This window comes from Pseudomonas sp. A1230, from assembly GCF_044218825.1.
GTDB lineage: Bacteria > Pseudomonadota > Gammaproteobacteria > Pseudomonadales > Pseudomonadaceae > Aquipseudomonas > Aquipseudomonas iridis.
The window spans coordinates 3,244,212-3,257,055 of sequence record NZ_CP162582.1; the positions used below are offsets into that span (position 1 = coordinate 3,244,212).

Consider the following 12,844-nt stretch of genomic DNA (forward strand, 5'->3'; position numbering starts at 1 on the left):
GGGCACGGATACAGGGCACAAATTCCCACGCCACACAGACCTCCTGATTATGGAGGACCGCGATCTTCCGTGATTCCGTCAAGACGCTAATTGCCATGGATCAAGCGCCCTGCGCCTGATCGGCTAGAATGGCCGCCTTGTCGTTGCCGAGCCTGCCATGAAACCTGTATCGCCCCACGCCCAACTCGACTGGGATGAAAACGGACGCCCGCGTTCACGTGTCTTCGATGACGTGTATTTTTCCGATCAGTCGGGGCTCGATGAAACCCGTTATGTGTTCCTTGAGCAGAACCGTCTGGCTGAGCGTTTTGCGGCACTGCCCGCAGGTGGACGACTGGTTATCGGAGAAACCGGGTTCGGCACCGGGTTGAATTTTCTCTGCGCCTGGCAAGTGTTCGAACAGCATGCCGTGGCAGGTGCACAGCTGCATTTTGTCAGTGTCGAAAAGTACCCGCTGAGCCCGGCGGATCTGCACCGTGCTCTGGCCCTGTGGCCGCAACTCAAGCCGCTGGCCGATCAGTTGTTGAAGCACTACGTGGCCATTCATCAGGGCTTCCAGCGCATCACGCTGGCCGATGGTCGCGTCACACTGACACTGCTGATCGGCGATGCCCTTGAGCAATTGCCGCAGCTCGATGCCCAGGTCGATGCGTGGTTCCTCGACGGCTTCGCTCCGGCAAGAAACCCCGACATGTGGACGGCCGAACTGTTCGCCGAACTGGCACGTCTGGCGGCGCCCGGCTCGACCATCAGCACCTTCACCAGCACCGGTTGGGTGCGGCGCTTGCTCAATGCCGCCGGGTTCAAGATGAAGCGCACGCCGGGCATCGGCCACAAATGGGAAATCCTGCGTGGTGAGCTCCTCGGCTGGCCCGAAGGCGTTGCGCCGCCCGCTGCCGAGAAACCCTGGTTTGCGCGCCCTAGGCCATTGACCGGTGAGCGGCGAGCCTTGGTGATCGGCGCAGGTCTGGCCGGCTGCGCCACAGCGGCCAGCCTCGCGTCACGCGGCTGGCAAGTGAGTTTGCTGGAGCGTCATGCTGGCGTTGCGCAAGAAGCATCGGGCAATCCGCAGGGCGTGCTGTATTTGAAACTGTCTGCCCATGGCACCGCGCTGTCGCAACTGATCGTCAGCGGTTTCGGCTACACCCGACGCCTGCTTGAAACCCTGCAACGCGGCACCGACTGGGACGATTGCGGCGTGCTGCAACTGGCGTTCAACACCAAGGAAGCCGAACGCCACGCGCAATTGGCCGCTGCGTTCCCCGAAGATCTGTTGCAGTGGCTCGAACAGCCCGAGGCGCAAACCCGTGCCGGTGTCGGTCTGGCCCATGGCGGCTTGTACTATCCCGAAGGGGGTTGGGTGCATCCGCCCGCGTTGTGCCAGGCACAAGCGACGCACCCGAAGATCAAATTGCTCAGCCATCAGGAAGCTGTCGAACTGCGCAGGGTCGATGACCAGTGGCAAGCCTTCGACGGTGACCATTTGCTCGCCAGCGCGCCGGTCGTGGTGCTGGCCGGCGCTGCCGAGATCAAGCGTTTCGCCCAAAGCGCCGAGTTACCGCTCAAGCGCATTCGCGGGCAGATCACCCGTTTGGCGCAGACCGGACAAAGTCAGGCGCTGTCCACCGTGGTGTGCGCCGAAGGCTACGTTGCGCCCGCGCGGCTGGGCGAACATACCCTCGGCGCCAGCTTCGATTTCAATAGCGATGACCTGACCCCGACCACCGCCGAACACCTGGGCAATCTGGCGATGCTTGAAGAGATCTCCAGCGATCTGGTTGCCCGTCTGGCCATCAACGAACTCAATGCTGAAGACCTTGAGGGGCGCGCAGCCTTTCGTTGCACCAGTCCGGATTATTTGCCGATTGTCGGCCCGCTCGCCGACCGTGAAGCCTTCACTCAGGCGTATGCCGCGCTGAGCAAAGATGCCCGGCAAGTGCCGGACATCTCCTGCCCGTGGCTCGACGGTCTGTACGTCAACAGCGGCCACGGCTCGCGCGGGCTGATCACCGCGCCGCTGTCGGGTGAGCTGCTCGCCGCGTGGCTGGACAATGAGCCGTTGCCGGTGCCACGCAGCGTGGCCGAGGCCTGTCATCCCAATCGTTTTGCGTTACGCCAACTGATTCGCGGCAAATGACCGTTACACCTCGGGCATCGCACAGATGCCCAGATCCACCAGGCGTATCGCGTCGGTGGTCAGGCGCTTGAGCAACGCTTCTTCGGCCTGCTCGCGCTTGAGCTTGATCGCGTCCATCTGGGTCAGGTAGTCGGCGGAGGAAGGCTTGCTCTCCCTTTCGAACAGCTTTTCCATGGCCGGCATGAAAACCTCATCGATGCGGGCGAATTGTCGGGGAATTGTTCGCTTGAGGTAGTCGCACCAGAACGGCTGGCGCACCATGAAAGTCAGCCATTCGGAAGACAGTTCCGCCGTAATCACCCTGTCCTTCGCCACGCTCAGATCCGCTTCAGTTACCTGGCCCAACCCGCTGAACAGCATGTGCCCCGGCTGGCCCGGGAGCTCCAGTTCTTCGGCAAGCCCGATACGATATGCCAGGGTTACCTCCAGCGGATCGGCAGCCGTGTGGGTGAGCGCATGTTCACGGGCAATCTGATCCAGCTTGTCCAGCCGAAACAGGCCCCGGCCAAGAGCAAGTAAAGGTTTTACGCTGTTCCCCCCCTTCGCCAGCCGCTTCACGCGACTCACCTCCACGGCAACTTCGAGATTGCTGAAGTTCACCGCAGCACTGTCAGTGCAATTGATCGGGTTGGCGGCCAGACTCAGGACCTGTTCACCGAGAGCCTCATCGGATTCAGCGGCCTCCAGCACCTCCCAGACCCGACGCTGCATATCTTCATTGACCCGCTGCGAGTCGGCTGTATTGCCCAGTTCCGCCATTAAATGAAACAAGCCCTCGGCCCGCGGGTCATCATTGAATGCAGACCAGATGCGGTCACGTCGCGCCCATTCTTCACCCGCGCCCTCGTTAAACCACAATGCTCGCGCCTGCTGCTCGTCCAGACGCGCTATATCGTTCTCCAGAAAACCCATGCCGATGCCTACCTTATTTCGGTAGTCCTGCAAATGCGTGCGGCTGCTCAACGACAAGGGGTTACCTCGCAGATCCAGTGCCCTGCTGAAACGTCGCGATGTGCTGAACAACCAATTGGGCAGAACCTTGATTGCGTTATCACGCAGATCCACCCACTCCAGCGACGGCAGGCGCGCCAGGCCAAGGGGTAATTCGGTGGCGCCAGTCTCGCGCAGGGTCAGGCAATGCAGGTCGAACATATTGCTCACGTTCGGCGTTGCCCCCAGCGGGTTGCCATTGAGGTTCAAGCTTTGCAGATCACGCAGGTAGCTCAACTTCGCCAAGGTGTACTCAGTCAACTTGATCTGGTTGTTGGCCAGGCTCAAGCGCCGGAGATTGGGCATGTGCGAAAGTACTTCAGGCAAACGGGAGAGATTGTTACTGTCCAGCTCCAGCGACTCGACATGGGTGAAGGACTTGAGGAACGAAGTAATGTTGTCACCCTGATCCATGTTTTGCAGCGACAGCTTCTTTATATGATCGAAGTTCAACTCGGCGGGTAATTCGGGCAATCGCCCAACACGAAGCCCGTCAAGACCCAGCACATAACGGGATATCCCACTTTCATCGGTCGCCTGAAAGATCCGCCGAAAACTGTCTTCGATCAATTCGGCGGTATACCAACGGCTGCGCTGCACCTCAAGCGGCTCGCCGCCCAGCGCCTTAATGTCCGCCTGATCATTGCTCCAGAGCTCCAGCACATCGCGCAGTTGCTCCAGGTCACGACGCAGCGCCCGCACTCGGGTCGCCCGGGTCAGCAGGTCGTCGCCCAGTTGCTCGAGAAATGTATGGGCCTGCGCCTCAGAGAATAGCGGGTAGAGCTTTCTGACCTTGCGCAGCAACGCACGCGGATGAGCCGTCGTCGCTGGCGCAGGATCGCCCTGAAGGCAGGCAGGTTCAATGATCCTCGGCGCAAGCTTGCCGTCGGCCAATATCTGCGCGCAGGTCTCACGTTCATCCAGCCCGACATCGAGCAATTTTGCGCGCAGCCGCGCACTGTCGGCGGCTACAGGGTCAGGAAACCCGGCCCCCAGGCGCTGGCGCGGTGGCAGTGCCTTGAGGATAGCGGCATAGAGGCTGTCGGGGCCTATCGCAACACGACCGAGGGATTTGCCGTCGCCGGCGAACGCTTCATAGCCCGCGCTGGACTTGACCAGCGTGCACGTATTCAAAAGGGGCGCCGACTCATCGCCGATCGCTTCCAGAACCGGCCCGGTCAATCTCCTGTCACGCACCGTCAGACGCAGCCCCGCATCCCAGCCACTCAATCGAGGCAACAACTGGATGGCCAGTTTTTCACTGTCGGGATTAGCGACCTGCGGCACATGGAATCCGCTCGGCGCGCGATCTACTCGCACCGCGGCCATGCCACTGCGGACTTTTCTTCCCAGGCGCAGAGACACCCGCCCGGTCGTTCGCAAATGTACACGGTCGACACTCGACGCCTGATCAATCAGACGCTGGGCATAACGCGCCGGGATGTCTGCAAATACGCGACGCAACTTCCCCACTTCGTCAGCATCACTCTGGTCATAGCGTTGATACATGCGGTCGAAAACCCCACGACGATCAGCCTTGAAACTCGCCCCCAGCTTGCGCGCCAATGCCTCTCGCTCGCGCCCGACGCTGACCTTGGCTCCGAGCAATGTTTCGACCTCTCTCGGATGCAGCCCCTTGATCACAGTCTCAAGCAGCCGCCCTTCCTGCAGTTGTGCCTGGCTGACCACCACACTCAGCGCAGCGTCATGGGGAGCGTTGGACGGATAGGTTGCGCTGACAACACCTTCGGCATCGGTGACTTCGATGTAACGATCCGTGGGCCAGCTGCGCAGTTTCGGCAAGTCGTGCAGTTGTTCTGGCAAGGGCTGGCCGGAGTGAGTCTCACCGTTCTCCAGTTCGCGGATCAGTTGATCCAGTTGCCGCTCGATCCGCATGCGTTCCACGGTGTCGCGCAACCGGGGGGACAACGCAAGATTATCGATATAGGCGCGGTTCAACTCGTCATGGGTGCAGCCGCCAAGTCGCCGCATCACGTCCAGATCCTTGTCGACGAATTCACTCAGCCGTGGATCGATGCGTTTGAGGGTGTAGGGTGCGCTGTTCCATTGTTCGGGATCTTCAGCCGGAAGTCGCCAGCCTCCCTCAAGGTGTTGGTCCAGCAACGGGGCATATGCCTGGGCGCGTACAGGGTGTTCGAGTTGCCAGCGCTTCGTGGCCGGGTCGAATACCCCGGACAGTGCCTGGTGATCGACACGACCAACGCTTTTGTCGCGAATCTGATACAGCTCCACGGCGTCCTCCGCCACCGTGAACCCTGCGGGCAGTTGATGCTCGTAAGCCCCAAGAGCAGGTTTCCACAATCGCGGCTGACCCTTCGGATCGAGAATGGCGGTGAACTGGCCGAAAAACTCCGGATGGGCTCGCCGTAATTTTCGTGCCAATGTCCCCAACACTTTCTGCCCCCCGACAAAGACGCCCATCAGCGCAATGTTTTCCGCGACGCTGAGCAGGTGCGCCAGCGCTGCCTGGTGATCGCCCCGTTGCCAGTCCTCGACCCCCTCGTACACCTGCGCCAGCAGTTGCCCGACCGCGACGCCCATCATCAACTGCCCGACAACGGGAACGAAAAAACCCGCAGCCGTGGCCACCGTCACACCCAGTTCGAGAAAATCGAGCAGGCGTTTTTTGCGCACGTCTTCATCAATATCAGCCGTCGGCACGGCGAGTTTGCGCGCGTCGATCTGAAACTTGCCTACATGGCTTTGCACCATGAATTCGAACAGCGGGAGGCTGATCGATAACTGCCTGATGTGCCCCAGATCGGCGGTCTTGGCCAACGTCTTGAAGAAGTCCGCCTTGTCATCTTCGTCCAGGCTGTTGGCCAGGTATTGCTGATAGCTTTTCTCGCTCATTTTTTGCGTGAGGTACTGCTTGAACGCGGTAAAACTCGCGTACTCGTACAACGGGCGCTCGGGCTCGTTTGCCATGTACACCAAGCACCATTCGTCCGGATACAACTCGAACGAACGCTCGGAAAACACCACGACGCCCCAGATGCAACTGTCGAGTATCTCGATGCCTTGCATGATCAGCGGACGATTCTTGTAATGCAGGGTTTTCGCAGATATCACACCGTCAGCGGTAATCAGCCTTTGCACCGTTTGCAAGGTTGCCGAGGCGATGTGTTGCCTGAGCACGGCCAGATGCATGTCCATTTGCAACAGGTGTTTTTTCATCGTAGCGATGTCGCGGGTCATGGGACTGGTTGCCATCACCTTGCCTGCGCTGTCGACGAGGCCGAACACTTTTTGAAAGTGCTCCTGGTAACGTTTACCCAGATCCAGCTCACGGCAGAATTTTGCAAACGCCGCCGGCGTCAAACCGGCCACCCCCGAGGGCGCACTTACCACTCGCACCTGGCTGCCGGGAGGATAATCGTCAGTCTCTTCGTCTTTGGTGAAGCTCTGCATCGCAGCTTGCAGCAAGGTCTGAGTGATATGCGGGTAGGTCTCGATACCCGCGTCGTCGGTCGATGTCGGCGTGCAACCGCATTCGCCCCCCGGCAGACTAAACAGATCTTTTTCAACATCAAAAACCGCCGGCCACCTGCTGCTCAGTGCGCTGGTCAATTCGCTGATACAGAAACCATGCAAGGGTTTGAGCTGGCGCAAATCCTTTTCGACCTTGAGCTGAACGGTGTAAAGGTCGCGGGCGGTTTGATCGAGTGCGACCAATGCAGTGGCCGAGCCTTTGAGCAATAAGTCAGGCAGGCTTTTTTGCAATGCTTCGGCGCTGTCCAGATCACCGGTGGCTTCGAGCAAGACACCTATAACTTTGCTCTGAACAGGCGGCTGCGGGCCGGAGTTTTCCGTTTCGGTTTTCATGGCAATAATCCTTTATTGCAGGTTGGAGCCAATAAAACTATCGACTTGAAACCAAATTACAACCCGACAATAACGATATATCGCAGATACATCATATGCAGCATAAAACGACAACATTCGTGCACTACATATCTATATCAAGCTTTCAAAGTCTTGCACAAACACACCCTAAAACCATTCAATATTGAAGTTATATTTATCCACGAAACATCCGTAGGCTAGCTCCACACCCAATAGATGAGCTTTCCTACATGACATCACCGACAGACAACTCGACAAATAACAATCACGCCCATGAAGTCGTCAACAACGCTTTCAAAAAAATCACCGATCAGGACATGACAACGCCTGTAGCAAACTTCCTGGCCACATCTCTGGAAAACTTTGAACCTTCGCACAAAAGCAAGATTGATGAATATCGTGCGGCACTGGAAGAGGCGTTTATTCTTCAGAACGCTGTCGACCAGTCTCTTTCAACACTCGAGCCCCCCCAGCATCTTCTGCAAGCGAAAGCTCAACATGATGATGCGAACTAAATACCCAGCCTGGGTCACCTCCAAACACAAAATCAAGCTCAAACCGAAAGCTTCCACGGATGATGCGGATTACAGTATTACCTTGCTGCAGGCTGCGATGTTGAACTTCACGGACACCGAAGCCGCCGCCGATTACTACTCAAGTGACAGCGAAATCGTGCTCAATCCTCAGGACGCGTCTGATGACGATATTCCCAAGGAGAAAATCACCGCCCAGGAATTTTCTGCGCTGAGCCGCAGCCTTGATCTTGGCAACGAATACCAGAAAATGATCGAGGAAAAGTTCAATACTGCGCAAGCCCGAGCAGATGCCGTGCAACTGGCCATGCTCAACATGAAATTGGCGGCATACACCAAATTTTTCAGCAAGGATATCGATGAAGAAACCTGGTCGACGCTAAAGAACCTGACAGATAAAAAAGTCGACACTGCCAATGGTAGCGCCCCTGAAAAAGTACGCATCCTGTTTTACAGCGTTCAACTTTTAGGCAAGTACGACACCAACACAGTCATGCTGATAGTGAGCAAAGACGACCCGACGAAAAACCAGTACATATTATATGTCCCCAATGACAGGGGGCCGGGCTTTTATGTGTACGACAGCCCGGATGATTTTCGTCAGAAGTTTGAATACCTACTGCAAAACGACACACCTCTGCCAAAATTTTTAGCATCCCGGATGAACCTTGTCGACCAAGCGGCCTGCCTGGCTGAACTAAAGGAATTACAGAAAGCAAAGAATACCCGCACAGTTGACAGGAAAGAACGGAGCGTAGAGACCATCGATTTGTCCGGCAGAGAATATGTAACGCTGACAAAGTTGAAGGCCGAAAACCTGTTCGCCCATATTGCCACCCTGAACCTGAATACATTTATAACCGATACCAAACGAATTGCCGTTCCCGTCAATGAAGTCAATCTGCCAACCCATGCCAATCGGCGTGCAAATAGTCATTTGCACCCACGCCCGCCGGTGTCCGAACAACTCACTTATTCCTTCCGCATGCGCCTGCGGTCGTCCCCTGTGGATACTCTGCTAAGCGAATTGTTTACCGGAGTAGAAGAATGGACAGTTGAAGAAAAAAAGAAGGGGCTACTGCAATTGCTGGAGCTGAAGGAGTTGCGAAATCAGCAGCCCACGTCCTCTTCTGCCGAAGACGAAGAAAACTCCGATGCTCAAACCCGGTTACCGGATTACTTCAACGCGTTCGAGCTGGTAGGCAACCGTGAAAACACACGCCTTTTTCTATGGAAACGCGATCTGGCCGGTTACCAGCAACGAGACGTTGTGGCAAGCCGACTGAAGACTTCAGGGCAACCTTATGAAGACGGAGCGCAGATCCTGCTCTTGAACAGCAGGTACTTTATCTGGATCAAGGACAGCGCCTATGAAGTGAAGCCAAGCCTCCTGGGTTGGCGAGTGGTCCACCCATTCAATAAAAGCGCTTATCGCCCGTACGTCATGTACCGAGGTTGGGAGTTGGCTAAATAAGCGTCCACCGCACAGGTCGGGCGACTCGTCGAACACAAACCATGACCTGAGCAGGATCGCACACGCGCCCGGCCAGAACGGTGGCTGCCGTTTGTCTCAACGGGATGCTTATAACTTATCGTTCTAAAACTCCACATACCGGGGCGGGTCAGTTTCTGAGTACCCGCCCTTTGGCGAGGTAGCGTTTGACCCCCTCCCCAACGGAAAAACCGGTAAGGATTTTATGTGTGGATTAGCTGGCGAGTTACGTTTTGATCATCAACCTGCAGACCTTGCAGCCATTGAGAGAATCACCCATCACCTGGCCCCTCGCGGCCCTGACGCGTGGGGTTTCCATGCCCAAGGGCCGATTGCCCTGGGCCATCGTCGCCTGAAAATCATGGACCTGTCGGACGGCTCGGCGCAGCCGATGATCGACAGTCAACTGGGTTTGTCCCTGGCCTTCAACGGCGCGATCTACAACTTTCCGGAACTGCGCGCTGAACTCGAAGCACTGGGTTATGCCTTCTATTCCGGTGGCGACACCGAAGTATTGCTCAAGGGTTATCACGCTTGGGGCGAAGCACTGCTGCCCAAACTCAACGGCATGTTTGCGTTCGCCATTTGGGAGCGAGATGCGCAGCGTCTGTTCATCGCCCGCGACCGTCTCGGCGTGAAGCCGCTGTACCTGTCGCGCACCGGCCAGCGCTTGCGTTTCGCCTCTGCACTGCCGGCGCTGCTCAAGGGTGGCGACATCAACCCGATCCTCGATCCGGTAGCGCTCAACCACTATCTGAATTTCCACGCCGTGGTGCCCGCGCCACGCACCCTGCTGGCCGGCATCGAGAAACTGCCGCCAGCGACCTGGATGCGTGTTGAAGCCGACGGCACCACCGAGCAGAAAACCTGGTGGACCCTGCCTTACGGCCCACACGAGGACGAGAAAAACCTCAACCTCGAAGACTGGGTCGACCGCGTGCTCGACAGCACCCGCGAAGCCGTGGCAATTCGTCAACGTGCGGCGGTGGATGTCGGTGTGTTGCTGTCCGGCGGCGTCGATTCGAGCATGCTCGTAGGCCTGCTGCGTGAAGTCGGTGTGGAAAACCTGTCGACCTTCTCTATCGGTTTTCAGGATGCCGGTGGCGAGCGCGGCGACGAGTTCCAGTATTCCGATCTGATCGCCAAGCACTACGGCACCCAGCATCACCAACTGCGCATCGACGAGAAAGAGATCATCGAACAACTGCCCGCCGCGTTCCGCGCGATGAGCGAACCGATGGTCAGTCATGACTGCATCGCGTTCTATCTGCTGTCCCGCGAAGTGGCCAAGCATTGCAAGGTTGTGCAGAGCGGTCAGGGTGCCGATGAGTTGTTCGCCGGTTACCACTGGTATCCGCAGGTGGATGGCGCAGCCGACCCGTATGCGGCGTATCGCAATGCATTTTTCGACCGTAGCTACGACGACTACGCTGCCACTGTGCAACCGAAATGGCTGACCGCCAATGACGCTGCCGGCGACTTCGTCAAAGAACATTTCGCCCAGCCCGGTGCTGACGCCGCCGTGGACAAAGCCCTGCGCCTGGACAGCACGGTGATGCTGGTCGATGACCCGGTCAAACGTGTCGACAACATGACCATGGCCTGGGGTCTGGAAGCGCGCACGCCGTTCCTCGACTATCGACTGGTTGAACTCTCGGCCCGTGTGCCAGGCAAGTTCAAGCTGCCCGATGGCGGCAAGCAGGTGCTGAAGGAAGCTGCGCGACGAGTCATTCCAAGTGAAGTGATCGACCGCAAGAAAGGCTACTTCCCGGTGCCCGGCCTCAAGCATTTGCAAGGTGACACATTGAGCTGGGTACGCGAACTGCTGCTCGATCCAAGTCAGGATCGCGGCCTGTTCAACCCGGCCATGCTCGACAAATTGCTGACTGATCCGCAAGGCCAACTGACCCCATTGCGCGGCTCGAAGCTGTGGCAACTGGCAGCCCTGAACCTGTGGCTCAGTGAACAAGGAATCTGATTGATGAAACCTCACGCCACAGCCGTTAACCAACGCCTGCTACGCGGCCAGACACCGTCGTATGAACGATTACAGGCGCGTCTGGCTGAAGACGGCAGCGAACTCAACACCGCCCCGATTGCCGTGCATTGCGGCTGGGGCCGGTTGCTGATCGGTCACACGTTTCCCGACCCTGCGTCATTGGCCCAGGAACTGCTCAACGAGCAGCCGGGCGAGCGTGATATCGCCCTGTACGTCGCCGCGCCGCAGCAGATTCTTGGCCTCGAACCGACGCAGTTATTCCTCGACCCGTCCGACACGCTGCGCCTGTGGTTCAGCGACTATCGCCCCGCCACTCGCGTGTTTCGTGGCTTCCGCATTCGTCGTGCGCAAAGCGAAGCGGACTGGCAGGCGATCAATCAGCTGTACCAGGCGCGCGGCATGTTGCCGATCGACGCCGCGCTGCTGACCCCGCGTCATGAGGGCGGCCCGGTGTACTGGCTGGCCGAGGACGAGGACAGCGGCGCGGTGATCGGCAGCGTCATGGGCCTGAATCATTGCAAGGCGTTCAACGATCCGGAAAACGGCAGCAGTCTCTGGTGCCTGGCAGTTGATCCACAGTGCTCGCGGCCCGGAGTCGGCGAAGTGCTGGTGCGACACTTGGTCGAGCACTTCATGAGTCGCGGTTTGAGCTACCTGGATCTGTCGGTACTGCACGACAACCGTCAGGCGAAAAGCCTCTACGCCAAACTCGGTTTCCGCAACCTGTCGACCTTTGCAATCAAGCGCAAGAACGGCATCAATCAACCGCTGTTTCTCGGCCCGGGTCCTGAAGCGCAGTTCAATCCGTATGCGCGGATCATCGTCGAAGAAGCTCATCGGCGTGGCATCGATGTGCAGGTGGATGACGCCGACGCCGGGCTGTTCACTCTCAGTCACGGCGGGCGCCGCGTACGCTGCCGCGAATCGCTGAGCGACCTGACCAGCGCGATCAGCATGAGCCTGTGCCAGGACAAAAGCCTGACCCACAAAGTGCTGAAGGCCGCCGGGCTGAAACTGCCGTCGCAGCAACTGGCAGGCAACGCTGACGACAATCTGGAGTTTCTTGATGAGCATCAGCGGGTGGTGGTCAAACCGCTCGACGGTGAACAGGGTCAGGGCGTCGCCGTGGATTTGCAGAGCATCGAAGAGGTGCAGCAGGCCATCGAAACAGCGAAGCAGTTTGACAGCCGTGTGCTCTTGGAGAGCTTTCACGAAGGTCTGGATCTGCGGATTCTGGTGATTGGTTTTGAAGTGGTGGCGGCAGCCATTCGTCGACCGGCCGAAGTGATCGGTGACGGTCAGCATTCGATTGGTGCGCTGATTGAAGCCCAGAGCCGACGCCGGCAAGCGGCCACAGGCGGCGAAAGCAAAATCCCGCTGGACCATGAAACCCAGCGCACGCTGCATGCGGCGGGTTACGACTACAGCAGCATCTTGCCGGCCGGCGAGCATTTGTTCGTAAGACGCACGGCAAATCTGCACACCGGCGGCACACTGGAAGACGTCACGGCGATTCTGCATCCAACGCTGGTCGACGCAGCAGTGCGGGCGGCGCGGGCGCTGGACATTCCGATGGTCGGCCTCGATCTGATGGTGCCGGCGGCGGATCAGCCGGACTACGTGTTTATAGAAGCCAACGAACGGGCCGGTCTCGCCAACCATGAGCCGCAACCCACGGCTGAACGCTTTGTGGATTTGTTGTTTCCGCACAGTCAGCCGGTTGTTTCCTGAATCTGCTTTGTCTGGTCTGACGCCATCGCTGGCAAGCCAGCTCCCACATGTGACCGCATTCCCCTGTGGGAGCTGGCTTGCCAGCGATGAGGGCC

The 12,844-nt window shown here is 58.2% G+C and carries 6 protein-coding genes; 5 read left to right on the forward strand and 1 reads right to left on the reverse strand.

From position 1 onward, the window contains the following. Window positions 1-157: 157 nt before the first annotated feature. A complete protein-coding gene (gene mnmC / locus AB4P97_RS15205) occupies window positions 158-2,137 on the forward strand; it encodes a bifunctional tRNA (5-methylaminomethyl-2-thiouridine)(34)-methyltransferase MnmD/FAD-dependent 5-carboxymethylaminomethyl-2-thiouridine(34) oxidoreductase MnmC (RefSeq protein ID WP_395601286.1) in 1,980 nt (659 codons plus the stop codon). Window positions 2,138-2,140: 3 nt separating this feature from the next. Here mnmC and AB4P97_RS15210 read toward each other — a convergent pair whose 3' ends face one another. Further along, complete coding sequence (locus AB4P97_RS15210) at window positions 2,141-6,973, reverse strand: NEL-type E3 ubiquitin ligase domain-containing protein (protein WP_395601287.1); 4,833 nt, start codon at window positions 6,971-6,973, stop codon at window positions 2,141-2,143. A 251-nt stretch (window positions 6,974-7,224) separates the two neighbouring features. Here AB4P97_RS15210 and AB4P97_RS15215 point away from each other — a divergent pair, with 251 nt between their 5' ends. From AB4P97_RS15215 to ngg, 4 genes are all read left to right on the forward strand, one after another. After that, window positions 7,225-7,509, forward strand: coding sequence for a hypothetical protein (locus tag AB4P97_RS15215; RefSeq protein WP_395601288.1), 285 nt, complete (start codon window positions 7,225-7,227; stop codon window positions 7,507-7,509). Continuing rightward, window positions 7,493-9,001, forward strand: a complete 1,509-nt coding sequence (locus tag AB4P97_RS15220; RefSeq protein ID WP_395601289.1) for a dermonecrotic toxin domain-containing protein — start codon at window positions 7,493-7,495, stop codon at window positions 8,999-9,001. Before AB4P97_RS15215 ends, AB4P97_RS15220 begins: the two co-directional genes overlap by 17 nt. Window positions 9,002-9,224: 223 nt before the next feature. Then, the gene (locus AB4P97_RS15225; protein ID WP_042560385.1) at window positions 9,225-10,997 is read left to right on the forward strand and encodes an N-acetylglutaminylglutamine amidotransferase; all 1,773 of its coding nucleotides are present in this window, start codon (window positions 9,225-9,227) and stop codon (window positions 10,995-10,997) included. A 3-nt stretch (window positions 10,998-11,000) separates the two neighbouring features. Continuing rightward, window positions 11,001-12,749 carry an N-acetylglutaminylglutamine synthetase gene (ngg, locus tag AB4P97_RS15230; RefSeq protein WP_395601290.1) on the forward strand — a complete coding sequence of 583 codons (1,749 nt, stop codon included), beginning with the start codon at window positions 11,001-11,003 and terminating at the stop codon, window positions 12,747-12,749. The last annotated feature ends 95 nt before the right edge of the window (window positions 12,750-12,844 follow it).

What these genes read in the sequence shown, in the direction of transcription:
- AB4P97_RS15210 (WP_395601287.1), bottom strand. Translation starts at nt 6,973, where the DNA reads ATGAAAACCGAAACGGAAAACTCCGGCCCGCAGCCGCCTGTTCAGAGC.
- AB4P97_RS15220 (WP_395601289.1), top strand. Translation starts at nt 7,493, where the DNA reads ATGATGATGCGAACTAAATACCCAGCCTGGGTCACCTCCAAACACAAA.
- AB4P97_RS15225 (WP_042560385.1), top strand. Translation starts at nt 9,225, where the DNA reads ATGTGTGGATTAGCTGGCGAGTTACGTTTTGATCATCAACCTGCAGAC.
- ngg (WP_395601290.1), top strand. Translation starts at nt 11,001, where the DNA reads ATGAAACCTCACGCCACAGCCGTTAACCAACGCCTGCTACGCGGCCAG.
- AB4P97_RS15215 (WP_395601288.1), top strand. Translation starts at nt 7,225, where the DNA reads ATGACATCACCGACAGACAACTCGACAAATAACAATCACGCCCATGAA.
- mnmC (WP_395601286.1), top strand. Translation starts at nt 158, where the DNA reads ATGAAACCTGTATCGCCCCACGCCCAACTCGACTGGGATGAAAACGGA.